Here is a 26,401-nt window from a genome sequence, read left to right on the forward strand (position 1 = left end):
ATGAAAAAATCAATTAGTGTTATAGCTATAATTCTATCAATGGTAATGGTGCTTGCATCATGCGGCACAAACCAAAACGGCAAAGATGAAGAGCCCGTTTCAACACCCGATCCGGAACTTGTAAAAAACACAGTCAATGCCACAATAGAACTTGAAGACGGTGACGAAATTATGCTTGAATTATATCCGGATCTTGCACCTGATACGGTTGAAAACTTCGTTGAACTTGCAGAAGACGGTTTTTATGACGGCACAATATTCCACAGAGTTATTGAAGATTTTATGATTCAAGGCGGCGGCTATGACGAAAATCTGAAAGAGCAAAAAACTGAGTCTATCAAAGGTGAATTTGCAAAGAACGGTTTTGAAAACACACTTTCTCACACCAGAGGTGTAATTTCAATGGCAAGAGCACAGGATTATGACAGTGCAACAAGCCAATTCTTTATCGTTCAAAAAGATGCGACTTACCTTGATGGTCAATATGCCGCATTCGGCAGAGTTACAGAGGGTATGGATATAGTTGATGAAATCGCATCTGTAAAAACAGGTACGGTTGCCTCATCAAATATGGAGGACGTCCCTATCGAGCCTATCGTGATTGACACAATCACCATTGACACATCTGTATCAAGCGGTAAATCAAGCAAAACAAAGGCTACTTCAAAGCCGTCAAAAGATAAAGACACAGACAAAAACTCAAAAGATACTGATGATGAAGACGAAGATACATCATCTTCAAAGTCATCTAAATCATCATCAAAATCAACAACTGCTCCGAAATCAACACCTAAGTCAAACTCAAGTTCAAAATCGAGCAGTTCAAATTCTTCATCAAGCAGTAAATCAAGCAATTCAAATGATGACAAAAACAACGATGATGAATTAAGCGAAGATGAACTTAATGACATTCTTCCATTCTTACAGTCAGGCTCAACAGAGTCAAATTCTTAAAAAGCAAGGAGATAAATTATGAATATTGAAATCGAAATGGAAAACGGCGGAATTATAAAAGCAGAGCTTTATCCGGACGTTGCACCAATCACAGTAGAAAATTTTGTTTCACTAATCGAAAGAAACTTCTTTGACGGTCTTATTTTCCACCGTGTAATTCCGGGCTTTATGATTCAAGGCGGCGGTTTTACGGCAGACGGTCAGCACAAAGAAACAGATTCAATCAAGGGCGAATTTGACGGTAACGGTGTTACAAATCCATTAAAGCATACAAGAGGTGTGCTTTCAATGGCAAGAACAATGTTCCCGAACAGTGCGTCAAGCCAGTTCTTCATTATGCACGAGGATGCACCTCACCTTGACGGTCAGTATGCCGCTTTCGGTAAGGTTACAGATGGTATCGAGGTTGTTGACGAAATAGCAGAGACACCGACAGATATGCAGGATAAGCCAATCGAAGACCAAATTATAAAAACAATAAGACTTGTATAATAAAAGCTCCGTAAGCAATGCTTACGGAGCTTTTTTGTTGTTGTTTTTAGTGTATAAAACTAAAATATAAAATTACCAATATACCAAGTATAATTCTGTAATAACCGAATGATTTAAAATTGTGTTTTCTTACATAGTTCATCAAGAACTTAATTGCAAGCATTGACACAATATACGCAACAACCATACCTGTCAAAAGCACAATCACATCTTGCATAGGCATAGCCAAGCCGTATTTAAGCACTTTCAGTAGGCTTACTCCGAACATAACCGGTATAGCCAAGAAGAATGAAAATTCAGCCGCAACCGAACGTGAACAACCTATAAGCATTGCACCAAGTATTGTTGCACCTGAACGCGATGTACCCGGAACGATTGACAACACTTGAAACAGTCCGATTAAAAGTGCTGTTTTGTATGTCATATCGTCCATGCTTTCGATTTTTGTTTCCTTGTGCAACGATTCAACAACTATGAACGCTACACCGTACAAAATAAGCATCGCCGAAACGACCTGCCAATTTTCCCAAGCCGACATAAAGTTATCAAGTACAAGACCGATAACCGCAGCCGGTACACAGGCAATAATAACCTTGAACCACATTTTCCAAGTATTCTCTTTTTCAACATTTGTCTTTTTCGGTGAAAACGGATTTAACTTGTGAAAATATAGCGTTACTACCGCCAAAATTGCTCCAAGCTGTATTACATACAAATACAAATCAGATGCGGTAAATCCCTCTGTATTGTTTATAAGTTCGTTTACAAGTATCATATGTCCTGTCGAACTTATAGGCAACCATTCGGATATACCTTCAACAATGCCCAGAACAATCGATTTAATCATTTCGAGAAACAAAATATAACAACTCCTTATTTAATTTTCTTCTTTGCTGCATTTATTATCATATTTGCAGTTTCTTCAATGCCGAATTTTTCAGCATCAATACACAAGTCGTAATTAGACATAACTCCCCAATTTTTGCTTGTGTAGTAATCGTAATATGTACGACGTTGTTTGTCGGTTTTCAAAACCTTGTCTTTTGCTTTGGCTTGAGTAATATCAAGTGCCGACATAACTCTCTTTGCACGATAATCAACCGAGCCGTATACAAATACACTTAAAACGTCCACATTTTCATTTTCAAGAACATAATCTGCACAACGTCCGACGATAACGCAAGAGCCTCTCTTTGCAACCTCTTTAATAACGTCAGCCTGTGCGATAAATAATTTATCGTTTATAGGCATTTCGTAATAAATCGGTGCGTTTATACCTCTCATTGAGTAGTTGCCGCTTGCAAGCGAGTAAAGAAAACTGTTCGTTGCGTGTTCGTCAACCTCTTTTAACGCCTCTTTGCTGATATTGCTCTTTTGTGCCGCAAGTTCAACAAGCTCCTTGTCATAAAAAGGTATGTTAAAATACTCCGCAACCTTTTCACCTACATCACGTCCGCCACTTCCGAACTGTCTTCCTATTGTAATTATCAATGACATAATTCATTCTCCTCTCTGTTTTAATTTTATGTTAATGATATACATTACTGATACATTTCTTTATAGTGTTCCCAACTCGAATTTACCTTTACAACATAATTACGAGTTTCAGAAAACGGAATATACTTGAGTGTCACTCCGTCATCACTGTATCGCGAGTCATTAAGCCAACTATAAACATTTCCCATACCACCGTTGTAAGCCGCCAAGGCGGTGTCAATATTTCCGTAAACGTCAATCAAGTGACGTAAATAATGACAGCCAAAACGTATATTTGTTTCGGGGTCCATATAATCATATTCAGTCGTTATCCCTAATTCTTTAGCGTTCCATTCGGCAGTTTCCTTAGTAAGCTGCATAAGTCCGCCGGCAACACCCGAATGTGCCTCAGGCACAAAATTACTTTCAACCTTTATAACCGCCATAACCAAGAACGGATCAAGGTCGTTGGCTTTTGAATATTTTACAATATAATCTGCATACGCAACAGGATATTTGAATTTTTGACTTGTTTGATAACCGCCTAATATACCCAGTACCGCAACAAATATTGCAAGAAGTACAAGGAATGCTTTAAAAATTTTACTCAAAACTATTCCCCTTTATTTTATTAAATAACCCGACAACATCACTTTCAAGCTGTGCAATATCACCGTTATTATATATGATATACATTGAATTTTCCTTATAGAACTCATCATCATTTTGAGCATTAATTCTTTGTATCGCCTGTTCATCGGTAATATTGTCACGCGTCTTAATTCGTGTGATTCTGCTTTGTTTATCAGCAATAACCGACACTATAAATTCACAAAGCGGTTCAACATTACTTCCGATTATCACTGCTCCGTCTATACCAACCAATTCGGCATCAGTCGTGTTTATGTCTTTTACCACTTCCGCCTTTATATATTTATGCGTTATGTTGCTTAATGCCTCTGTTTTTTGTTTGTCAGAAAAAGCGATTGATGCTAATTTCTTTCTATTCAATGTCTTATCGTCATTTAGTATGCTATCACCGAAATAATCGACCAATTCATTAAGACAATCACTGTTTGGTTCTACGATTTCGTGTGCAATTACATCTGTGTCAATAATATGCACACCCAGTTTTTCAAGCATTTTTGAAACAGATGTTTTTCCGCTTCCGCTTCCACCTGTTATACCGAAAACAACCATTTCTATCCCCTCTTAAATGTTCTCAATTTGCCAATCTATCGGTGTTTTACCCATTTCCGTCAACATTCTGTTTGCCGTTTCAAAATGACCGCAGCCGAAAAATCCTCTGTTTGCCGACAACGGACTCGGATGTGCGGCAGTTAAAATTTTATGATAATGATTAGTAATAACCTTTATTTTCTCTTTCGCATTGTTACCCCAAAGCATAAATATTACCGGGTCTTTGCGTTCATTCAAACACTCGACAACTCTGTTGGTAAATATCTCCCAACCTTTGTTTCTGTGTGAATTTGCCTGACCGTCACGGACAGTCAATGCTGAGTTAAGCAACAACACACCTTGCCTTGCCCATTTTTCAAGATAACCGTTATTTGGAATGTACAATCCCAATTCATTATGAAGTTCCTTATACATATTCAATAATGACGGAGGAATTTTAACACCTTTTTGAACCGAGAAAGCCAACCCGTGTGCTTGACCTACTTCATGATACGGGTCTTGACCAAGAATGACAATCTTCGTATTTGCATAAGATGTCCATTTCAAAGCATTAAAAATATCATACATATCAGGATGAATACAATGCAATTTATATTCAGATTTCAAAAAAGCACGAAGTTTCAGATAATATTCTTTACTAAATTCATCTTTAAGAATTTCGTCCCAATCATTTCCTATATTAACCACTCAATTCACTCCTAAATAATTATCTTATATATATTATACCAAAAAATCGTTTAAATTGCAATTAGATTATAAAATTATAAACAAATATTTATATTTGTAAAATAGATTTGATTTGAAATACAAAAAAGAACAGTCCGTATGGACTGTTCTTTTAAGATACTTTAATATCAATTATTGAGCATCAACGAATGTATCGAAGATTACCTTAGCTGACTGAGCTCTTGTAGCATTTGAATGTGGTTCAAATGTTGTATCAGTCATACCGTTGATAATACCGGCCTTTTGAAGAGTCATAACTGCTTCAAATGCGTAATCTGAGATTTCATGTGAATCCTCAAATGTGATTTCAGCATTTACAGGTTCAAGTGACTTGTTCATGATTTTAGCTGTCTTATATGTCATAAGAGCCATATCTTGTCTTGTGATTAGGTCATTAGGACCGAAGTTACCGTCACCGTAGCCTGAAACGATACCAAGTTGACTTGCAACTGATACTGCATTGTAGTACCAAGCTGTTGAAGGAACGTCTGCGAATGTTGATTCACCTTTGGCGTTAAGAGCGTTGATAGCACCCATTAGAATCTGGCAGTATTCTGCTCTTGTGATGTTTGCATTAGGATCGAATGTATATTGATCTCTACCGTTAATCATACCTCTCATAGCAAGTCCGTTGATTGCTGTTCTTGCCCATTCAACTGAGTCAAGATCCTGGAAGTCTGGCTTGTAGTTAGTATTTGTGTTAGGTGTTGTTACAGCACCTGTGTTACCAGGAGCGATTATGCCAGGGCCACCACCTGAAGTTGTACCGTCATTACCACCAGTTGTTGTAGAAGCCTTCTTAACTGTAACCTTTACAGATGCTGACTTTTCGTTACCTTCAGTATCTTTGTATGTTGCTGTGATTGTAACTGTACCAGGCTTATCATTTGCAACGTAAGTAGCCTTTGTTTCACCCTTAGAATTGATTTCTGTAGGTGTACCGAAGATTACTGCATACTTTTCATCATCATCTGTTGTGAATGCAACCTTAGCACCGTCTTTTGCGTTCTTAACTGTAGCTGTTACAGTGAACTTCTTATCAAATTCAACAGTTGTTGATGAAGCCTTAACTGAGATTGATGGCTCAGATGGCTTAGCTGTCGGCTTAGCAGGTGTTAGAGTGTTATCCTTAGGATCAACAATTTGTTCTGCATTACCTTCAGCATCAATAGCATTAACTGTTGTTGAAACATTATTTACAGAGCTATTGTAGATATTGTATGTTAGACCGTTGATAACGTCTGCCATATCAGCATCTGTGTAACCTGAAATTAGGTTCTTGTATTCAGCTTCTGTTAGAGTTTTACCATTGTATACAGCTTCATAATCTTCACCGTATACAGCATCCTGGTCACCCTTCTTAACATCTACTGTTAGGTAAACGTCCTTACCTGCATCTTTAGCTGCCTTAATTGCATCACCATAACCAGTTGATACAACGCTCTTCAATGCAACTGTCTTAACAGGGTTAACTGTAGGAACAGGTTCTGTTGATGGTGTAACTACTGTTGATGCAGCTGTCATACCATCTGATACATATACAGCACCATTGTTATCCTGGATACCTGCTTCGTCTGTCAATGTTAGTGCAACTGGTGCTGTCAAAGCTGTTGGAAGTGAAATTGTAATTGTAACAAGCTTATTATCAGCAAATGTTACACCCTTACCTGACATATCAAGGAATCCTACATACAAAATACCGTCTGCAACATTTGTTGTTAGTGATTGTGTTGATGCTGATTCTGCTTTTACATTATCAGTTGTAACACCTTCCGGAACTGTCATTGCGATTGTGAAGTTGCTTAGAGCACCTTCAGTTCCTGATGCAGTTGCATTAACTGTTATTGTCTTGTTATCACTTGAGATTGATGATGTAAGACCAATACCTTTGCCTACTACTGGAACATCTGTAGGAACAGGTGTTACGTCTGGATTTACTGTAGGAACAGGAGCTATTGTTGGACGTGCAGGTGATGTTGGCTTTGGTGTCGGCTTGCCTGATGGTATAACTGTTACTGATGAGGCTTTCATACCATCTGATACATATATAGCACCATTGTTATCCTGGATACCTGCTTCGTCTGTCAATGTCATTGTCACATCATCTGTAAGAGCTGTTGGAAGTGAAATTGTAATTGTAACAAGCTTATTGTCAGCAAATGTTACACCCTTACCTGACATATCAAGGAATCCTACATACAAAATACCGTCTGCAACATTTGTTGTTAGTGATTGTGTTGATGCTGATTCTGCTTTTACATTATCAGTTGTAACACCTTCTGGAACTGTCATTGCGATTGTGAAGTTGCTTAGAGCACCTTCTGTTCCTACGGCTGTTGCATTAACTGTTATTGTTTTGTTGTCTTTTGAAATATCTGCACTAAGATCAATTCCCTTTGCATCTGCAGCATTAACTGTAATAGCTGAGAACATTGTGAATATCATTGCCAAAGCACAAATCAAAGAAATGATTTTTTTGTTCTTCATTCTAATTTACTCCTTTTATCTTATTTGATTTTTTACACAAGATAAACTAATTACTTTAATTGACCTACATTACCGATACCATCTGTCATCTTAACAGAATATTTTACGATACAAGTAGCATCTAAAAGATTAATCTTGCTATCATCATTAGCATCAGCTGCGATAAGAGCATCTGCATCTGTTATAGCTTTAACCTTCATTGCGTGTTGTACAACGCCTGTAGCATCTGAAAGGTTAATCTTTGTGTCTTGGTTAACGTCACCGACAAGAACTGATGAAGCGTTACCTACTTTGAAGTTTGTTGAATAAACCTGACCGTCGCCACCCATGTAAACTGTGTATTTACCGTCTGCAAGGTCCTTTGGTAGAGCAACTGTTATAGTGTCATTGCCGTCTTGTTGGTCGATTTGAAGAACATCGCCTTCAGAAACTTTAACGGTTTCAAGTGTTTTACCAGGCTTAAGAACAAGCAAAGTCTTTTGAGCTGCTGTGTAACCGCTTGCATCGATTGTCAATGTAGCTGTTTCATGAGTTGCATCTGCTGGTGCATATGTAGCTGAAATACCAGCTGCCATAGCTGATGTTGCGACTGCAGCTGTAACTGCTGCTACTGCTGCGCATGATAGAAATAGTTTTGAGAATTTCTTCATTTTGTTTTACCCCTTTTCTAAAATAAATTTTTTGTTTTTTTGTTTGAGTGTCTATAAAATACGGACACACATACAAGTTACATTCATATATTTACATTATAAACTATAAGAACAAAAATTTCAATTCTTTTTTGGTTTTATGTTATTTTTCGTGATTTTGAATTAAATTAGCATTTATATTTTGTGCATTTTCAACAACTAAGCATCAAAAAAGCGAACCTTACGGCTCGCCCTTAATTATTTTGACGCCATTCTAAGCGTTCTGTATTCCCTGCTGCTTACTCTTATAAGCAATTCAGGATTAATCCTTTGAATCATTTGCACAATTTTAGTCACATTTCTCGTATCGAACTTAACAATCGGCATATAATAGCACTCTTTTTCAAAAGTTTCTACATATAATATATCCATACTCGAAATGGTTTTCTTCTTATAAAAGTCTTTCGACTTTTCAAGCACGCGTATATTCTTCACAAAATCAGAATCAGGTGCAACATTTCTCTTTATAAAATTTTTTGTGCCGATAAGCACCTTACTTATTTCATTAAGAGGTATCTCAACAATTTTCGTTTTCGCCGGTATAAATTCACTCAAAATTTTAACTTTATTATCATAATCATACGGTAAAAAGTCATTATTCCAATTTTTCATAAACAAATTCATTCTGTCTGTTGAAATATATGTTGCAAAGACGGTATTAATTCTTATAAGAACATATGTTGACGCCAATATCGTAGCGATAAACCACGCAATCGAAAACAAATAACTGCCCTTTATAAGATTATATATCACCATTACAAGTGCAAAACACGAAAGCAAACTCAATATTGTAATAATCACTATATTGGTTTTTCTGTAACGCGAATTTGTACAAGCTTTTACAGATGATGCCATTTCAATCCCCCCTGTATCATTAGTAAACTCTTCTTGCTCCTGCGTACTGACTGCGGTAATAATCAGTTTCCATAGACTGATATTTTACCACATCACCAGTTCTCGGTGCGTGAATCATCATTCCGTCACCGGCATAAATACCGACATGGTGAATGTATCCGTTTTGTTCAAAGAATACAAGATCACCCGGTTGAAGTTCATCTTTATTCACCGCAGTACCGTTCTTAAACTGGTCTTCCGCAACACGATTTACGTTTATGCCAAGCGAATTACATACATACTGAACAAGTCCGCTACAGTCAAAGCCGTCCGGAGTTGTTCCGCCCCATACATACGGCACGCCCAAATACTTCTCAGCCTCGCTCACTATCGCATTACCCTTTTCATTATCGCCCGTAAGCATATGCGTTCTTATAACAGGGTCGCCCGTTGTGTATTCCATTTTATTTCTGTACTTGGCAAGTTGTCTGTAGCCCTTTGTCGCTTTAACTTGTTTCTGAATGATTTTCTTCTTTGTGACTGTCTGCACGTTGCCGTTTTCGTCCTCTTCATCAACGTCAACCAATTCTTCATCGTAGAAGTACAAAAGTCCCAAAGCCTCGTCCTCATAAACAAAGTAATATGTATCATCCTTATCAAGAATAATTTCATTTATAACAGGCTCTGCCTGAGTTACTTCAAACGTCACGCAATCCTGTGCCTTTTCAACTTTACTTCCACGTCTTAACGCAGTTATATATAAGAAATACTTACCCGGATCAACACCCTGAATAAGTGCCTCATATTCGTCTTCGACAATCTTGCTCACAACAAGATTTCCGTCCGAGTCATACAAATCGACGTAAAAATCGTGATACTTGTCGGATTCCCATGCGATTGACACATAGTCGTCATCTGTAACGCCGTTATTGTAAGGAGTAACGATATTAACGCCTGTATCATATGCAGTACCGTAGCTTATAAGCACTTCATCGGCACTCAAAGCTTCACCGTCATCTGTGATTGAGCTTACGATAAGTCTGTAATCTCTGCCTGTTTTGAATAATTCAGACGGCAATGTAATTTCCGTTGAATTGGTAGTGATATACTCATTTACCGCATATTCATCGTTTTCAACGTCAAACATTTCTATATGATATTCCGTTGCCGCCTGCATAGCAAGCTCAATTACAACGTCATCGCCTTCTTCATAATTATCTTCCGTTACCGGCGAATTGAGTATCGGTGTTGTAACCTCCTCAACAGGTGTTACGCTGTAATCCTTTTGCGGTATTTCAACAGTTGTCTTTTCTTCCGGTACGGCTATTGATGTTGTATCCGTAACTATTTTTGCCTGAATACCACCCGATAAGTCTGTTGTTGTATTCAAACCGATAGGAGATGTGTATTGTGTGTCCTGTACAAGAATATCGTTATCGCTTTCAAGCAACTGACGATATACAGAGAACACATCATAACCCGACTGTGTAATCACATCACTTTCATATTCCTTTTCATTCATAAAATCAAGTGACGAAAGCCATGCCGCCGCATTCATATCGGAATCTTCAACATATACAGTCTTGTTATGCTTACTTCTGTATGAGTTTATCATATCAAGAAGAATCATCGACTTTGAACGTTTTACAGATGTGCTGTCATCAACACCGCGATAACGCGGATTGTACAATATCGAATCAAGATGTCCTTCCGAGTCGGCATAAAATCTGTAACAACGATTATCAAGATAATCCGCTGTCTTTGAATAGTCGTCACCCGACTTCATCCCGTTAAAATCAAAGCTTGAACTGTTTGTGTACAAGGCACAAACTCTGTCTGCCTCAACACCTACCATACAAAATTCCGAATAGTTTGAATCATAAACATACCATTCAAATCCGTATTCTGTCTGGTCAATTCTGTTAGGTTCACCGAACGTATCAAGAATTGTGCTGACATTCGCACCGACTCTTATTTCTTTTCCGCCGACTGTCACCATTACATTCTGTGCAAAATAATCATATACAGTGTCGATAAGAGTTTCACATTCTTCTTTTGTAAGCTCTTTGTTCGGCTCTGTACCGAATTTTGCTGTAATTATGCCTTGTTTCATCATAAACGCATATGCAATTCTGTTTTCATCATCAATATATGCGTTGTCGTAACATTCATTCAGAATTGAGTTTGCCTCATCTTCATAAATCGTGTAACTGTCGTTGTATGTAATTATTGTTTTGTATAGGATTGTCATAAAATCCTGTTTTGTTATACTTTTCTCTTGTTTTGCCTCTTCGGTATCTTCAAAATTAATATATCCCAACACAATAGGTTTTATTAAATTTGTATCAAGTCCCGTTTCGTCAAGTCCCTGTGGGATTTCGACTTCTTTATCCGTAAGATGTTCATATAAAGCAACTGCCTTATCCAAAGCCTCTGTTTCTGTTATTGCCGAATCGGCAAAAACGGTTAATTTTAAGCTGGGTGTAGCTGTTGACAACATTATTCCGGCTAATATAGCACATAATACTGCCTTCTTCCTGACCTTCAAACACCTCAACTCCTTTTTAACAGATTAATTTACAGTTTACATTATATCAAATGTAACCGTAATTGTCTATAAACAAATTGTTAATTTTTTATGACCAAAATAATGGTTTAATACCTTTATTTTCACAAAAATTTGTGATACAATATCCGTACTATGGTTTTTGGAGGTTTAAATATGAAAAAGGGCATAGCATTTGCAATACTTGCGGCGGCATTATACGCCATCAACGCTCCGTTTTCAAAAATATTGCTCGACTGCATTCCGCCGACTTTAATGGCGGGTTTTCTTTATGTCGGTGCAGGAATAGGAATGATTATAATTGCACTCGTCCGCAAAATCAGAAAAACAGAAACAAACGAATTAAAACTGACAAAATCGGAATTGCCGTACACTGTGGCAATGATACTTTTGGACGTAGCCGCACCGATTTGCTTGATGTTCGGATTGAACGCGACAACCGCCGCCAATGCGTCACTGCTCAACAATTTTGAAATTGTCGCAACGGCAATTATCGCACTTATGATATTCAAAGAAAAAATCAGTCCGCGATTGTGGTTCGGTATATTGTTTATAACGGTTTCATGCGGAATTTTATCATTTGAAGATTTATCAAGTCTGCAATTTACGTACGGCTCACTGTTCGTACTTCTTGCCGCTGTCTGTTGGGGATTTGAAAACAACTGTACAAGAAAACTATCTTCAAAAGACCCGCTTCAAATCGTTTTACTTAAAGGTATTTTTTCAGGCTTAGGCTCGATAATTATAGGCTTGTGCATAGGTGAACGTTTAACTGTGCTTTGGAGCATGATCCCCGTGCTTTTGGTCGGATTTATCGCATACGGATTGAGTATATATTTTTATGTCTACGCTCAAAGGCTTCTCGGTGCGGCACGGACAAGTGCTTATTACGCAATTTCTCCGTTTATAGCCGCTATCCTGTCATTGATTATATTCAAGCAAATTCCTACGGCTACTTATTTTATAGCATTAATTTTTATGGTAATCGGTGCTTGGCTTTCTTCAAATGACAACAAAAATTAAACAAGAGGTGACGGTCTTTTCAGACTGTCACCTCTTTTAATTTATTTTCTGATCATTTTCAAAATTTGCACAATCACGAATGTACCGAGCGACAATCCGTAAACCGTCAACAGTTCCGCAATCGTAAGCGGTGCAACCGCAAATATACCTTGCAGTGCAGGTACAAGTAATACGGCATTTAAAAGCACAAATCCAACAAAAAACGCACCTATCATACTTTTATTGTTCCACATCTTTTTTGTAAACCAAACAGGTTTATCCGATTTACAATTAAAGCCATGTACAAGTCTTGACAGACACAACGTTGAAAAAGCCATTGTACTTGCAACTTCGGCATTCCTCAAAAATCCGACATAAAACGCAATCATAGTCATAACACCTATCACAATGCCCTCAACACATATATTTGTAAGTACCTTTTTTGTAAGTATAGATTGATTTTTCGGTCGCGGCTTTTCATTCATAACATCACTGCTGTGCGGTTCAACACCGAGCGCAATCGCAGGCAAACTGTCCGTAAGCAAGTTTATAAACAACAGATGCACCGCTTTAAACGGAACAGGCAACGCCATAAATGACGCATACAATACCGCAAGTATACCTGCCGTATTACCCGAAAGCAAGAATTGAATTGCACGTTGAATATTTCTGTACAGATTACGTCCGTTTTCGATTGCCTTGACTATCGTTGCAAAATTATCGTCCGTAAGCACCATTGACGCGGCGTCTTTTGCCACTTCACTGCCCGTTATACCCATTGCCACACCTATATCCGCCTGTTTAAGTGCCGGTGCGTCATTCACTCCGTCACCGGTCATTGAAACGATGTAGCCTTTTCTCTGCCATGCGCTGACTATTCTTATTTTATGTTCAGGCGAAACTCGCGCATAAACCGACACGTCCGAAACAAATTCATCAAGTTCTTCATCTGACAGATTTTCAATCTCTCTGCCCTCTACCGCACGGCCGTTATCATCCAATATACCGATTTTTCTTGCAATCGCCGACGCGGTCACAAGGTGGTCGCCGGTTATCATTATAGGACGTATTCCGGCGGTTTTACATTTTCTTACTGCCTCTGCACTTTCTTCTCTAGGCGGGTCTTGCATTGCAACAAGTCCTAGCAAGATATAGTCCTTTTCATCGTCAACGCTTATGTCGACTGTATCAACGTCACGTTCGCACACAGCAAGTACACGAAGTCCCATTTGAGAAAATTCCGTATTAACTTTCTTTAACTCTGCCAAATCTTCGGCAGTAAACGGTCTTTTTCCGTCCATAGTTTTGACTTCATCAATTCTGCCCGACAAAACGTCAACCGCACCTTTTGTCAGCATTTTATAATTGTCGCCGATTTTATGAACGGTACTCATCAATTTTCTGTCTGAATCAAAAGGAATTTCACCCAAACGCTGATATTTTTCACGCATTTTTTCAACAGGCAAATCATGCTTTTCCGAAAAATTCACAAGCGCAATTTCTGTCGGATCACCGATTTCCTGACCTTCTTTTTGAACGGAGTCGTTACACAATGCACCGTCTATTATAAGCTGACCTTGACGTGCATTGATTTCATCGTCCTTATCAATAATTTGACCGTCAAAATAAATTTTTTGAACAGTCATTTTATTTTGCGTAAGCGTACCCGTTTTGTCCGAACAAATTATAGAAACACTGCCCAATCCCTCAACTGCCTGCAATTTTCGTATAATCGCATTTTCTTTTGCAAGTTTCTGTGTTCCGACTGACAAAACTATCGTAACAATCGAGCTTAAAGCCTCCGGAATTGCCGCAACGGCAAGTGCAACCGCAAACACAAATGCGTCCGTAAACACTGTCAAATTTATACCGTCACTGCGGAACAGTTCCAAACCCAAAACAATAACGCATATTCCGATTATGATAAGCGACAGCTTTTTACCGAAATTATCAAGGCTTTCCTGCAACGGCGTTTTCTTTTCCTGCGTACTTTTTAACAGTGACGCAATTTTGCCGATTTCGGTTTCCATACCGACTGACGTTACAACCATTTTCGCTCTGCCGTAAGTCGCAAAACTTCCCGAATACAGCATATTCACTCTGTCACCGAGCGGTTTTTCGCCGTCAAGTACGGTTTCCTGTTTTTCGACAGGCTCACTCTCGCCGGTCATCGCACTTTCATCAACCTTCAAGGACGCATTTTCAATTATACGTCCGTCCGAACAGACGTAATCACCTGCTTCAATGACCACAACATCGCCTACTGTCACATCTTTTCCCTCAACGACTTTTATTTCACCGTCACGGATAACCTTTGCAGTCGGTGCAGACATTTCTTTAAGACTGTCAAGCGACTGTTCCGCTTTGATATGCTGTACAGTACCCAAAATCGCATTTATCGTTATAACTACAAATATTACGATCGCACTTTCTATATCGCCGAGCACACCGGATATAATCGCCGCAATAATAAGAATTATAACAAGAAAATCCTTGTACTGCTCCAAAAACAATATAAACGGATTTTTCTTTTTACCCTCCGCAAGTTCGTTTTTGCCGTACTTTTTCTGATTTTCCTTTGCTTGATTTTGCGTAAGACCATTTTCATCAGTCCCGAGCATTTTAAGCACATCTTCTTTTTTCATTTGATATGGGTTCATAATCAATTCCTCCATCTTCTCACTTATGCCGCAAACAAAAAAGCAAGACTTTTTATTGCAGCACAAAAAATTATCTGCAATAAAAGTCTTGCTTCGTAGAATATGATACGGTTCTTCCGAACGTGTATTGACGACATCATATTACGCATATAAAATGCGCAAGCTACTCCCCTTTATTGATTGTATAATATCATATTATTACCAAACTGTCAACTGCATATTCTAAATTTATTCGGCAATTATACTTCCGTCACGTCCGAACATACTTCCGATATTGATATTACCGAAATTATCAACTTTTTTACCGTCCATAAGGAATTGAACACGCTGAATGCTGTCAAGTTCGGTAAGCGAATCAACGATTGAATATATCGTCATTTTCTCTTTTTCCGCAGTACCCGAATTTTTATCGGTAAAATTAGCTTTGAAATTTACAAAACAAATATTATCCGAAGTTTCCACACTCAAAAGTACGGTATCCTTGCTGAGCGGTACTGACAGTTCCTTGTTTTCGGGACCTTTGATAAGTTCATTTATAATATATTGTGCCAAAGGTTGTTGGTCGGTGACTTTAATCGTTCTTGTTTCCATAACAAGCTTGTTGCCGTCTTTATTTGGAAAATACAATGCAATTTCACGCGTTTCGCTGTTATATGTATCGGTTGGCAGATTAATGTCCTGATTTCGCAAATACCCTATAATCGAGCCGTCCGCCGTTGCAACATCCTTGCCCTCAACAATTACTTTAACACTGTCAACACTGCTGATTGCACACAACGATTTCACAACTGCATAAACCGCAAGCACATCTTTTGTATTGTCGCCTGTCAAAAATTCACCTGAAAAGTTTACAACAATATTACCGGAATCAACGTCGTTAAGCGACAGCAACTTCGTATTTTTTTCAATAATTTTCATATAACGGCTGTTGTCGGGACCTTTCATAAGTGCCTCAATTACAGACTCCGCAAGTTCCTTATCGTCCTTATATTTAATTTCACGATTTTCCATAACTATCGAAGTCGCCGTTTCATTAAAGAAATACAGTTCACTGTTGTAGCGATAACTGCCGTAATCTTTTTTTATAAGTATTCCGACAACCGCCGCCACTGTCAGCACCGCAACCGCAACGATAGCTATTACTCCCTTTTTACTTTTCATTCTGTCCTCCAATAGTAATCTTGTAAGGTAAACGTATTGTGAATACACTGCCTATATCCGACACATTTGCAACGTCTATAGTACCGTTATGCATAAGTACGGCCTCTTTTGTGATAGCAAGTCCAAGACCCGTTCCGCCGGTATCTCTCGCTCTCGAATCGTCAAGTCTGTAAAAACGTTCAAATATTCTGTCACGCTCGCCCTCCGGTATTCCCGGACCGTTGTCCTCAATTTTTATTGTCAGACAGTCATTGTCTGCCGTAAGGTCGATATGGACAAAACCGCCCTCCGGCGAATATTTAATCGCATTATCCGCGATATTGTATATCGCCTCATACATTTTGTCATAGTCAAGTAAAATCGGGCTAAATTCTGTCTGATGATTGTCAACATATATAACAATATCCTTTGCATTCGCAATCGGTGTAAGTTTTTTTACAACCTGACTTATAAGCATCTTAATATCGACTTCTTCAAGTTTCAGCGAATTACCGCCTGCGTCAAGTTTTGTAAGCACAAGCAGTCTTTCGACAATTCTTGTAAGTCTGTCAACCTCGTCCGACATATCGCCGAGGAATTCCTTTACCATAGCCGGATCGGGATTTTCCGCCGCAACAAGACTGTCGCATATAAGTTTTATGCCAGCCATAGGGGTTTTAAGTTCGTGTGACGCGTCCGAAACAAACTTACGTCTTTTTTCTTCCAAAAGTTCAAGTTCGTCACACATATAATTAAGCATTTGTGCCATTTGTGCGATCTCATTATGACCTTTAACTTCAACATGCTTTGAGAAATTACCCTTTGAAATTTCCTTTGCAACGGCAATAAATTCTTCAATCGGTGACGTTATAATATAGCTCATACCCAAACTAAGCATACCGATAAGAATTACAATAAGCGTACTGAAAACTATAAGACTGTTCCTTGTCGTTCGGACTGTATCATCAATCGTGTTTATCGATTCTGCCAAATACACACTTCCGATTATTTCACCGCCGAATGTTACAGGCACCGCAACGCTTATAAGACGCATATTGTTTTCGCCTGTCGTTATAATATCGGCTTGTTCGCCGTCAAGCGCACGTTTTAAAACGTCACGCATAAAAACCTTGCCGATAAGCTGTGATTCTTCGTTCGTGTCATACAAAACCGAATACGATTTATTTGTCACAACACCTCTTATATTCGTACCTGCAAGGCTTCGCTCAACAACATCCGAAAACTTTTGAGCCGAAGTTGCAGATGTATCGCTTCCCCATACGTCCGCAATGGTTTCAGATATAATATTCGCCTTTGCAAACATATTTATCGTTTCCGTACTGTACAGATTCTCGCTAAGCAGACTGATTATATAAATACTCATCAAAACAAGCGTTGTAACAATAATTGCAAGATAAGTTGCAATCATCGTAAAACGCATTGAATTGGTGATGTTTTTAATCTTTTCCTTAATCCTTCTTATAATAGTAACCAACTCCCCACTTTGTCTTTATATATGAAGGCTCGGCAGGATTTTTCTCAATTTTTTCTCTAAGCCTTCTTATATGAACGTCAACCGTTCGTACATCACCCGGATAATCAAATCCCCACGCTATATCCAAAAGATTTTCTCTTGTATAAACCTTACCCGGATTTCTCATAAACAGTTCCAAAAGGTCAAATTCCTTGCTTGTAAGTTCAATAACCTTATCGTTTATCACAACACGTCTGAAATTATAGTCCAAAGTTATATCGCCCGATATGATAAGCTTGTCCCTTTCGCCTTTCGGTGCAGGATTTACTCTGCGCAAAATCGCCTTAATTCTTGCCGTAACCTCACGAATATTAAAAGGCTTGGTTATATAATCGTCCGCACCGTATTCAAGTCCGAGTATCTTATCTATATCTTCACTTTTCGCCGTAACCATAATTATAGGTACATTTGAAAAACTTCTTATCGTACGGCATACGGTAAATCCGTCCACTTTCGGCAACATCAAATCAAGCAAAATCAAGTCTATACTTTCATCATGCGCAAGACGAATAGCCTCCTCACCGTCAAATGCAGTCACTACCGCATAACCGTCTTGCTCAAGGTTAAACTTTATACCTTTCACCAAAAGTTTTTCGTCATCTACCACTAATATTTTCATCTGTCCCATCCTTTCAACTCACTGTAATATTTATATTAATTAAAAAACAGATTTATTCTACCGAAATATATTCCTTAATATCCTCAAATTTCTTCTCACTTATTCCCGACACCTTCATTATCTCCTCTATTGACATAAAAGGACCGTTTTCCTGTCTGTATTTGATAATTCTTTCAGACATTTTCTCTCCGATACCTTTCAGCTTTACAAGCTGTTCTGTATCTGCGGAATTGATATTGATTTTCCCGTCGGTGACTTCTTTCGTGTCCGATTCATACGGAATATAATCCTCCGTTGCCACGGTTTCCATAACAAAAGCGTCTTTTTCAAAGTGTTCAACGGCAAATCCGCCCAAAACCAACAATACAAAAATGATTATGTATAAGAATATTTTTGTTTTTTTATTCAAAACTAACATTTTGCTACCTCTGAAAATGTGTTATATTAATAGTATAACATAAATTTTTCATTTTTTCATCTTTTTTTATGAATTTAAAAAAAATTTTATTGCAATATAATTAGAATTTCGATATAATAGTAAATTGAGATATAATGTATTAAAATTAGAATATAGATTTATGGAGGCAATGATACTATAATGAAAAAGAAAAGGTTAATTTCTTTACTGCTTGCGGCATTTATAACGGTTATGCCGCTATCATTTTCTTTTGCGGCACCGACTCCGGAGCCGACTGCTGATAACACAACTTCAACCGTGACTTCACCTGACGGAACAACCAGAACAGTAACTTCCGACGGCAATGATGTAAAATCAACACCAAAGGCAACCGAAAGCACAGATACATCAAGCGATACGGAAACGACATCCGCAACCGAAACACCGTCAGATACTTCATCGGATACATCAAGCACATCTGATACAACTTCGCAAAGCGATACAGATACAACATCGCAAAACGCAAATTCACTTCCGGACGGCGTAACTATGGAAGATCCGTCACTTACGCCTCCGAACGTGCAGTATGCACAGTCCGCACTTCTTATGGATATGGCGTCGGGACGAGTTTTATACAGCAAAAACCTTGATGAAAGAGTTTACCCGGCAAGTACAACAAAGATTATGACAGCTATACTTGCACTTGAAATGGGTAATATGGACGATACGGTAACCGCCACATATGACGCGCTGAAATCAATAACTCTTGAAGATTCTCATATGGGTATACTTACCGGCGAGGAACTTACTTTAGACCAACTTGTAAAAGGTATGCTTGTATACAGTGCCAATGATGCGGCAAATGTTATTGCAATTCACATTGCAGGCTCACTGGACGCATTTGTCGATTTGATGAATCAAAAGGCACAGGAATTAGGAATGACAGGCACACACTTCGTAAATCCTTGCGGTTCACATGACGATAACCACTATACAACGGCTCGCGACCTTGCAATACTTTCAAAGTACGCAATGAAAAACGATCAATTCCGTGAAATTGTAAAAATGCCTATATACAAAATTCCGGCAACAAATAAGTATGCATCAGAGCGTATTCTTGTAAATACAAACCTGTTCCTCGGAACATCACGTTCGACTTACTACTATTACCCACCGGCAATAGGTATTAAAACAGGTCACACCTCACAAGCCGGATACTGTCTTGTATCAGCCGCTTCATATAACGATACCGAATTTCTTGCAATCGTTATGAATTGTAAAAACGTAGATACAAAGGAACAGGCTTATTCATATATTGATTCAAAGGCTTTGTTCAATTTTGGTTTTGATAATTACACACATCAACCGCTTGCGGCAGTCGGAGATATAGTTTCCGATTCAAAGGTTTATGAGGCAAAACAGGATATGCGTGTTGCTGTAACTGTCGAAAACGACGTGTCAGCACTTATTCCGAGCGGTGAAGGCAATGCAGAGCAAATAACAACAAATATCGATATGCCCGAAAAATTAGAGGCACCTATTACAAAAGGTGACGTACTTGGTACAGTGACATATTCATATAAAGGTATTGAAGTCGGTTCGGCTAACCTTATCGCAACAAATGATGTTGAAAGAAATAATATTCTTCACGTATTCCACCTTGTGTTAAAGGTTATAACAAGTCCGTTCTTCTTCATTCCGGCAATACTTCTTATACTTCTTATTATGTACGCAAGATATCAAAAGAAGAAACGTGAAAGACAAAGACGTATTCAGCAGTTAAAGAAAAACAGACAGCGTTCATCATCGGAAAATGAAACAGGTACACGCACCCCAAACAGAAACGCGTCAAGAACAGAAAGAATTGACCGCGAAACAAAAGGTTCAAATTCAAGATACAGAAGATAAAACACAAAAAGAGGTGCAATCGCACCTCTTTTAAATTACTTATTTTACCTATCTATTTCAAAAATTCATCAATTAACTTTTTCGATTCTTCAAAAGGATTTTTACTGCTTACATAATGTATCCTATCGTCACGTCTGAACCATGTAAGCTGACGTTTGGCATAACGGCGGGAGCTTTGCTTTATGAGTTCTACGGCATCTTCAAGGCTCATTTTACCGTCATAATAGTCCATAATTTCTTTATAGCCTATACCCTTCATTGAATTTAATTCCTTCGTATAGCCCATATCCATAAGACCTTTAACTTCCTCCAAAAGTCCGCTTTTTATCATAATATCGACACGTCTGTTTATTCTGTCATACAGTACGTCCCTATCCCAATCAATACAAATCATAAGCGGATTATATCGGCTTTCAACTCGCTTTGTTTCCTCTTGGTGTTTAGAAATCGGTTTGCCTGTCGTTTTATAAAACTCTATCGCACGAATAATACGTCTGACGTTATTAGGGTGCAGTCTTTCAGCCGACTCCTTATCAAATTCCGCAAGCATTTCAAGCAAATATTCACTGCCTTTTTCCTCTGCCGTCTTTTGCAGTTTTTCACGAAGTTCGTAATCAGTGTCAATCTCACCGAATGTAACGTCATTTACAACAGAATTTATATAAAGTCCAGTACCGCCTGCCATTACGGCAATTTTGCCGCGGCTGGTAATATCGGCGATAGTCTTATGTGCAAGCTCGGTATAATCCGCAACACTGAACTCATCATCAGGTTCAAGAAAACCGATAAGATGATGAACGGCTTGACTCATTTCTTCCGCAGTCGGTTTTGCCGAGCCTATATCCATATATTTATAAATCTGCATACTGTCGGCACTGACGATTTCACCGCCGCCATAATTTGCAATATCAATCGCAAGTGCCGTTTTTCCCGATGCGGTCGGTCCGACAACAACAATAAGAGGTATCTTAGACAATTCTCTTAAACTCCTTTTCAAGTTCCTTTTTGCTCATTGTTACTATGATAGGTCTGCCGTGAGGGCAAGTATTAATATTTTTAAGCCTTAACACATTTCTCACAAGCGTTTCCATTTCTATTTTACTCATACGCATATTCGCTTTAACCGCCGATTTACACGCAATCGTATATAAAAGTCTTTCGTTCTTTTCCGTTATAAGTTCTTTCCTCATTTCCTCGCCTTGTGCGACAAGTTCAAGCACAAGCGGTTCAACCTCACCGAGTTCAACTTCACCCGGAACACTTCGTACAATAACCGCGTCGTCGCCGAATTCTTCCGACTCAAAGCCTATATCATCAAAAAGTTGTTTATTGTCACGATACGCAGTCATCTCACTGCCGGTAAGATTTACTATAACAGGTTCGATAAGCATTTGTGACACAACTTGTTTTGACGCAATATCTTTCTTCAATTCTTCATATTTCAAACGTTCGTGTGCCGCGTGCTGGTCTATAATCATCATTTCGTCGCCCTTTTCGGCTATGATGTACGAATCAAAAACCTGACCGACTATTTCAAAATATTCATCTGCAAAAACAGTTTCTTCGCGTTTCGGAACTTCGGTTTCAACATTTTGCTCCGTCGGTTTTTCTTCCTTAACGGTTTCAACCCCTACTGTTTCAGTAACAGGTCTTTCCTCATTCTTTATTTCTTCAACTGTGGCTTCTTCCGCTTTAACCGCGTCCTTTTTAGGAAGTATTCCGTTTGTTTCCGCTTTCGGAGTTTCAAGCGATACAGTTCTTGTATAAGGAATTTCGGATTGTCTTGGTTTTATAAAATTGGGTTTTAGTGATACAAAATCATTTTGTGTTTTAGTGTCCCCGACTTTATCCGTTTTACTGTCACTAACCAAATCATTTTTAGTGTCCCCACTGTTTTTCAGAAAATGATTTTCTCGTGGATTATATGCGGTTGTTTCGGGACGTTTTGTCATTGTCTTTGGAAGTGCGACCGCAAAGTCGCTCAGATTTAACTGTCCCTTTGGCGTATCACGTTTAAATTCTTCCGAAGTACGTTCGATTTTCGGTACATTCGGTATTTCGTAAAGTGCGTTTTTCACACCGTAATACACCGCATTATAAACCGCCTTTTCATCCGAAAACTTCACTTCAAGTTTTGTCGGGTGAACGTTAATGTCAATAAGTGACGGATTGATTTCTATATTAAGTATCGCCATAGGGAATTTGCCTATCATAATCTGATTTTTATAGGCATTTTCAAGTGCGGCGATTATTGTTCTGCTTGTTATGTATCTTCTGTTTACAAAAAAGCTCTGATAATTTCGCTTAGGCCGTGCAAGCGTTCCCTTGCCGATAAGACCTGTAATTTTAATACCGTCCGATTCGTATTCTACGGGAATTGTACCCTTTGCATAATCTCTGCCGTAAACTGTATAAACCGAATTTTCAAGTGAATTATCGCCCGGTGAAAACAATTTTTCTTTGTTGTCTATTATAAGTTTAAAGGATATTTCGGGATGTGCGAATATAAATCTCGTCATTATGTCCGTTATGTATCCTGCCTCAGTTGCGTCTTTTTTCAAGAATTTACGTCTTGCAGGTGTGTTGAAAAACAGATTTTCGACAAGTATCGATGTACCGTCGGGAATACCTGCCTCGTCAGAAGAAAGTATTTCTCCGCCTTTGCACGTTACACATACGCCTGTTTCATCCTCGTGTCGCTTTGTAAAAAGTTCAACTTCGGCAACAGCACCTATACTTGAAAGTGCCTCACCTCTGAAACCAAGCGTATAAATTGCGTCAAGGTCACTGCTCGTCTGCACCTTACTTGTCGCATGGCGTAAAAAGCATATTTTCGCATCCTCCTCCGACATACCGCTGCCGTTGTCGCTGACGCGCATATATATGCTTCCGCCTTTTTTTATCTCCACGCTTATCAGAGTTGCACCGGCATCTATGCTGTTTTCAACAAGTTCCTTTATAACGCTTGACGGACGTTCAACAACTTCGCCCGCCGCTATTTTATTTGAAACTTCACTGCTCAGTACATGAATTTTTCCCATCTTAAATCCTTTCAACCGCTAATACTTGTGTTCGATAACAGCCACAAGCATTTATATTTCCTTCGCTCTGTTTGCCAATTCGTAAAGCTTGTTCATCGCCTCAATCGGCGTGTACGTTGTGACATCCATATTTTTAAGTTCGTCTGCAATTTCGTTTGCTATACTGTCACCGAAACCGATTTGATTCGTTGTATCCTCGTGTTTTTTCGCCGTATGTTCTACAACGATTTCATCATTCTCAATCTTTTTCAAAATCTTCTTTGCACCGTTGATTACCTCTTTCGGAACACCTGCAAGTGCCGCAACTTCAATACCGTAACTGTCGTCCGCTCCGCCTCTGACGATTTTACGCAAAAACGTAATATCGTCACCACGTTTTTTTACGGCAATTCTGTAATTTTTAACACCGTCAAGTTCTTCCTCAAGTTCGGTAAGCTCATGATAGTGCGTTGCAAAAAGCGTCTTTGCGCCGATTTTGTGCTTATTTTGTATGTACTCAACAACCGCCCAAGCTATCGACAATCCGTCAAATGTGCTTGTACCGCGTCCGATTTCATCAAGAATAATAAGCGATTTTGACGTTGCATTCTTCAAAATGTGACTTACTTCCGTCATTTCAAGCATAAACGTACTCTGTCCCGACGAAATATCGTCAGACGCACCGACTCTTGTAAAAATCTTGTCCACAATACCGATTTTAGCCGACTTTGCAGGAACAAAACTTCCGATTTGTGCCATAAGAGTTATAAGTGCAACCTGTCGCATATACGTTGACTTACCTGCCATATTCGGACCTGTTATAATAATCATTCGGTCGTCATCGTTATTCAAAAGAGTGTCATTCGGTACAAACATCGAATTTTTTGACATTTTCTCAACAACAGGGTGTCGTCCGTCCGTAATTTCGATTTTGCCGTTATCCGATATTTCGGGCATGGTAAAGTTGTTTTTGTATGCAGTCTGTGCCAGCGACAAAAGTACGTCAGTCGTTGCGATAATATGTGCCGCATTTTTCAAACGCTCGATTTCCTCACTCACGCTTGTTCTGACCTGTTCAAAAACATAGCTTTCAAGCGTCACGATTTTTTCCGATGCACCGAGAATTGTGTTTTCGATTTCCTTTAGTTTCGGAGTAATGTATCTTTCACAGTTTGCAAGCGTTTGCTTTCTTATATAATAATCGGGTACGTCTTTTATCGCCGATTTTGTAATCTCTATATAGTAACCGAAAACCTTGTTATAGCCGACTTTCAGCTTGCTTATGCCCGTTGATTCACGTTCTTCATTTTCAAGTGCCGCAAGCCACTTTTTACCGTCACGCATTGCAATACGCAAATTGTCGATTTCCTCATTAAAGCCCTCTTTTATAACATTGCCGTCACGCAAAAGTGCCGGCGGTTCGTCATTTATCGCTCTTTCAAGCAAATCGCACACATCTTCAAGCAAATCAAAATTTTTACGCATATCACCAAGCATCGGTGACTTGACGTTGCTTAAAGTGTACTCAAGTTCAGGTAACTGTAAAAGCGTCATTTTAAGTGCAATTAAATCTTTCGGTGTAACAGTGCCAAGCGAAATACGGCTGATTATTCTTGATATATCATACGTTCCGGAAAGCACTGCCGAAAGGTCGTCGCGGAGCATTATATTCTCCGTAAGCTCCTTTACCGAATACAATCTCTTGTTTATCTCAATAGGATTGATAAGCGGCTTTTCAATCCACTGTTTTAAAAGTCTTGCACCCATTGACGTTTCTGTATTGTCAAGCACCCACAAAAGCGAACCTCTTTTAACCTTGTCACGCATTGTTTCGGTTATTTCAAGGTTACGTCTTGTATTCACGTCAATATCCATATACTGATTAACTTCGTATGTATTAATCGTGTTTAAATATGTAAGACTTGTTTTTTGCGTATGTTCCAAATACGCAATCATAGCACCGACCGCACGAACCGCATAAGGTTTTGTGTCAAGTGCTATTTCCGACAAGGAATTTTTACCGAACTGCTGCAGGATATTCTTTTCAAATTCCGAATTTTCAAAGAAATCGTCCGTACATTCGTCGGGAGTTATATGAAATCTCAACTCAACCTGTGCAGATAATTTTTCCGCCGCGTCCGAATTTAAGAGTATTTCTTTCGGCTCATATCTCGCTATTTCGTTTAGTGCCTCGTCCGCTCCGCTAATTTCGGTTGTATAAATCTCACCCGTTGAAATATCCGAAACCGCAAATCCGTATTTGTCACGCTGACTGTATATAACCGCAAGATAATTATTATTCTTTTCGTCAAGCAACTCCTCATCAACAACCGTACCCGGCGTCACTACACGAATAACCTCACGTTTTACAATACCTTTAGCGGTTTTAGGGTCCTCAACCTGTTCGCATATAGCAACCTTATACCCCTTTTCAATCAGCTTTGCAATATAAACCGACGCACTGTGAAAAGGAACGCCACACATTGGTGCGCGTTCCGAAAGTCCGCAGTCTTTACCTGTAAGCGTTATTTCAAGCTCCTTTGAAGCTTTTATGGCATCATCAAAAAACATTTCATAGAAATCACCCAATCTGTAAAATAATATACAGTCCTCGTATTCCTCCTTTGTTTTCAGATATTGAGTCATCATCGGCGTCATCTGCTCTTTTGCCATTCCGCTTTATCTCCTTGTCTTTAG

The 26,401-nt window shown here is 38.8% G+C and carries 21 protein-coding genes; 4 read left to right on the plus strand and 17 right to left on the minus strand.

The window, feature by feature from the left end; all coding sequences use genetic code 11:
* Entirely contained in the window at window positions 1-954 is a 954-nt protein-coding gene (locus LKE05_RS10645) for a peptidylprolyl isomerase (protein WP_117968393.1), read from the plus strand.
* An 18-nt stretch (window positions 955-972) separates the two neighbouring features.
* Complete coding sequence (locus LKE05_RS10650; protein WP_308456847.1) at window positions 973-1,446, plus strand: peptidylprolyl isomerase; 474 nt, start codon at window positions 973-975, stop codon at window positions 1,444-1,446.
* 46 nt (window positions 1,447-1,492) lie between these two features.
* On the opposite strand, the gene LKE05_RS10655 is transcribed toward LKE05_RS10650, so the two are convergent.
* From LKE05_RS10655 to LKE05_RS10695, 9 genes are all read right to left on the minus strand, one after another.
* The gene (locus tag LKE05_RS10655) at window positions 1,493-2,293 is read right to left on the minus strand and encodes an undecaprenyl-diphosphate phosphatase (RefSeq protein ID WP_118446685.1); all 801 of its coding nucleotides are present in this window, start codon (window positions 2,291-2,293) and stop codon (window positions 1,493-1,495) included.
* Between the two features lie 26 nt (window positions 2,294-2,319).
* A complete protein-coding gene (locus LKE05_RS10660) occupies window positions 2,320-2,943 on the minus strand; it encodes a cytidylate kinase-like family protein (RefSeq protein ID WP_118446680.1) in 624 nt (207 codons plus the stop codon).
* Window positions 2,944-2,987: 44 nt separating this feature from the next.
* Entirely contained in the window at window positions 2,988-3,533 is a 546-nt protein-coding gene (locus LKE05_RS10665; RefSeq protein ID WP_308456848.1) for a lytic transglycosylase domain-containing protein, read from the minus strand.
* On the minus strand, window positions 3,526-4,122 hold the full coding sequence (coaE, locus tag LKE05_RS10670; protein ID WP_147514855.1) for a dephospho-CoA kinase: 597 nt from the start codon (window positions 4,120-4,122) through the stop codon (window positions 3,526-3,528). Before coaE ends, LKE05_RS10665 begins: the two co-directional genes overlap by 8 nt.
* Window positions 4,123-4,134: 12 nt before the next feature.
* Window positions 4,135-4,809 (minus strand): uracil-DNA glycosylase, encoded by a 675-nt coding sequence (locus LKE05_RS10675; protein WP_117968388.1) that lies wholly within the window; start codon window positions 4,807-4,809, stop codon window positions 4,135-4,137.
* 171 nt (window positions 4,810-4,980) lie between these two features.
* The gene (locus LKE05_RS10680) at window positions 4,981-7,335 is read right to left on the minus strand and encodes an S-layer homology domain-containing protein (RefSeq protein WP_308456849.1); all 2,355 of its coding nucleotides are present in this window, start codon (window positions 7,333-7,335) and stop codon (window positions 4,981-4,983) included.
* A gap of 50 nt (window positions 7,336-7,385) precedes the next feature.
* The gene (locus LKE05_RS10685; RefSeq protein ID WP_308456850.1) at window positions 7,386-7,985 is read right to left on the minus strand and encodes a dockerin type I domain-containing protein; all 600 of its coding nucleotides are present in this window, start codon (window positions 7,983-7,985) and stop codon (window positions 7,386-7,388) included.
* Between the two features lie 237 nt (window positions 7,986-8,222).
* Window positions 8,223-8,879: a RasGAP domain-containing protein gene (locus tag LKE05_RS10690; protein WP_117967009.1), complete on the minus strand. Its 657-nt coding sequence runs from the start codon at window positions 8,877-8,879 to the stop codon at window positions 8,223-8,225.
* 19 nt (window positions 8,880-8,898) lie between these two features.
* Window positions 8,899-11,406 carry an NlpC/P60 family protein gene (locus LKE05_RS10695; protein ID WP_308456851.1) on the minus strand — a complete coding sequence of 836 codons (2,508 nt, stop codon included), beginning with the start codon at window positions 11,404-11,406 and terminating at the stop codon, window positions 8,899-8,901.
* A gap of 174 nt (window positions 11,407-11,580) precedes the next feature.
* Between LKE05_RS10695 and LKE05_RS10700 the strand changes: the two genes are divergently transcribed.
* On the plus strand, window positions 11,581-12,447 hold the full coding sequence (locus LKE05_RS10700; RefSeq protein WP_308456852.1) for a DMT family transporter: 867 nt from the start codon (window positions 11,581-11,583) through the stop codon (window positions 12,445-12,447).
* A gap of 41 nt (window positions 12,448-12,488) precedes the next feature.
* On the opposite strand, the gene LKE05_RS10705 is transcribed toward LKE05_RS10700, so the two are convergent.
* The 5 genes from LKE05_RS10705 to LKE05_RS10725 all read right to left on the minus strand — a co-directional run bounded on the left by LKE05_RS10705 (window position 12,489) and on the right by LKE05_RS10725 (window position 18,797).
* Window positions 12,489-15,089 carry a calcium-translocating P-type ATPase, PMCA-type gene (locus tag LKE05_RS10705; protein ID WP_373367881.1) on the minus strand — a complete coding sequence of 867 codons (2,601 nt, stop codon included), beginning with the start codon at window positions 15,087-15,089 and terminating at the stop codon, window positions 12,489-12,491.
* 225 nt (window positions 15,090-15,314) lie between these two features.
* Window positions 15,315-16,247, minus strand: coding sequence for a GerMN domain-containing protein (locus LKE05_RS10710; RefSeq protein WP_308456853.1), 933 nt, complete (start codon window positions 16,245-16,247; stop codon window positions 15,315-15,317).
* Window positions 16,237-17,667, minus strand: coding sequence for a sensor histidine kinase (locus tag LKE05_RS10715; RefSeq protein ID WP_308456854.1), 1,431 nt, complete (start codon window positions 17,665-17,667; stop codon window positions 16,237-16,239). Before LKE05_RS10715 ends, LKE05_RS10710 begins: the two co-directional genes overlap by 11 nt.
* Window positions 17,668-17,695: 28 nt before the next feature.
* Entirely contained in the window at window positions 17,696-18,379 is a 684-nt protein-coding gene (locus LKE05_RS10720) for a response regulator transcription factor (RefSeq protein ID WP_117967026.1), read from the minus strand.
* A 52-nt stretch (window positions 18,380-18,431) separates the two neighbouring features.
* Complete coding sequence (locus LKE05_RS10725) at window positions 18,432-18,797, minus strand: ComEA family DNA-binding protein (protein WP_022230622.1); 366 nt, start codon at window positions 18,795-18,797, stop codon at window positions 18,432-18,434.
* Window positions 18,798-18,977: 180 nt separating this feature from the next.
* On the opposite strand from LKE05_RS10725, the gene LKE05_RS10730 reads away from it, so the two are divergent.
* A complete protein-coding gene (locus tag LKE05_RS10730; RefSeq protein ID WP_022230623.1) occupies window positions 18,978-20,684 on the plus strand; it encodes a D-alanyl-D-alanine carboxypeptidase family protein in 1,707 nt (568 codons plus the stop codon).
* Window positions 20,685-20,736: 52 nt separating this feature from the next.
* Here the strand turns inward: LKE05_RS10730 and miaA are convergent, their stop codons facing one another.
* Genes miaA through mutS form a run of 3 tightly spaced genes read right to left on the minus strand, consistent with a single transcriptional unit; the run spans window position 20,737 to window position 26,377 of the window.
* Window positions 20,737-21,660 carry a tRNA (adenosine(37)-N6)-dimethylallyltransferase MiaA gene (gene miaA / locus LKE05_RS10735; protein WP_308456855.1) on the minus strand — a complete coding sequence of 308 codons (924 nt, stop codon included), beginning with the start codon at window positions 21,658-21,660 and terminating at the stop codon, window positions 20,737-20,739.
* Complete coding sequence (gene mutL, locus LKE05_RS10740; protein WP_308456856.1) at window positions 21,653-23,740, minus strand: DNA mismatch repair endonuclease MutL; 2,088 nt, start codon at window positions 23,738-23,740, stop codon at window positions 21,653-21,655. The genes miaA and mutL overlap by 8 nt, the downstream gene beginning before the upstream one ends.
* Before the next feature lie 36 nt (window positions 23,741-23,776).
* Complete coding sequence (mutS, locus tag LKE05_RS10745; RefSeq protein ID WP_308456857.1) at window positions 23,777-26,377, minus strand: DNA mismatch repair protein MutS; 2,601 nt, start codon at window positions 26,375-26,377, stop codon at window positions 23,777-23,779.
* Window positions 26,378-26,401 lie beyond the last annotated feature (24 nt).

This window comes from Hominilimicola fabiformis (assembly GCF_020687385.1).
Lineage (GTDB): Bacteria > Bacillota > Clostridia > UBA1381 > UBA1381 > Hominilimicola > Hominilimicola fabiformis.

Bases quoted from the DNA above. Each gene is read 5' to 3' on its own strand.
- LKE05_RS10645 (WP_117968393.1), top strand. From the start codon at position 1: ATGAAAAAATCAATTAGTGTTATAGCTATAATTCTATCAATGGTAATG.
- LKE05_RS10650 (WP_308456847.1), top strand. From the start codon at position 973: ATGAATATTGAAATCGAAATGGAAAACGGCGGAATTATAAAAGCAGAG.
- LKE05_RS10655 (WP_118446685.1), bottom strand. From the start codon at position 2,293: ATGATTAAATCGATTGTTCTGGGCATTGTTGAAGGTATATCCGAATGG.
- LKE05_RS10660 (WP_118446680.1), bottom strand. From the start codon at position 2,943: ATGTCATTGATAATTACAATAGGAAGACAGTTCGGAAGTGGCGGACGT.
- coaE (WP_147514855.1), bottom strand. From the start codon at position 4,122: ATGGTTGTTTTCGGTATAACAGGTGGAAGCGGAAGCGGAAAAACATCT.
- LKE05_RS10680 (WP_308456849.1), bottom strand. From the start codon at position 7,335: ATGAAGAACAAAAAAATCATTTCTTTGATTTGTGCTTTGGCAATGATA.
- LKE05_RS10685 (WP_308456850.1), bottom strand. From the start codon at position 7,985: ATGAAGAAATTCTCAAAACTATTTCTATCATGCGCAGCAGTAGCAGCA.
- LKE05_RS10690 (WP_117967009.1), bottom strand. From the start codon at position 8,879: ATGGCATCATCTGTAAAAGCTTGTACAAATTCGCGTTACAGAAAAACC.
- LKE05_RS10700 (WP_308456852.1), top strand. From the start codon at position 11,581: ATGAAAAAGGGCATAGCATTTGCAATACTTGCGGCGGCATTATACGCC.
- LKE05_RS10710 (WP_308456853.1), bottom strand. From the start codon at position 16,247: ATGAAAAGTAAAAAGGGAGTAATAGCTATCGTTGCGGTTGCGGTGCTG.
- LKE05_RS10715 (WP_308456854.1), bottom strand. From the start codon at position 17,667: ATGCGTTTTACGATGATTGCAACTTATCTTGCAATTATTGTTACAACG.
- LKE05_RS10720 (WP_117967026.1), bottom strand. From the start codon at position 18,379: ATGAAAATATTAGTGGTAGATGACGAAAAACTTTTGGTGAAAGGTATA.
- LKE05_RS10725 (WP_022230622.1), bottom strand. From the start codon at position 18,797: ATGTTAGTTTTGAATAAAAAAACAAAAATATTCTTATACATAATCATT.
- LKE05_RS10730 (WP_022230623.1), top strand. From the start codon at position 18,978: ATGAAAAAGAAAAGGTTAATTTCTTTACTGCTTGCGGCATTTATAACG.
- mutS (WP_308456857.1), bottom strand. From the start codon at position 26,377: ATGGCAAAAGAGCAGATGACGCCGATGATGACTCAATATCTGAAAACA.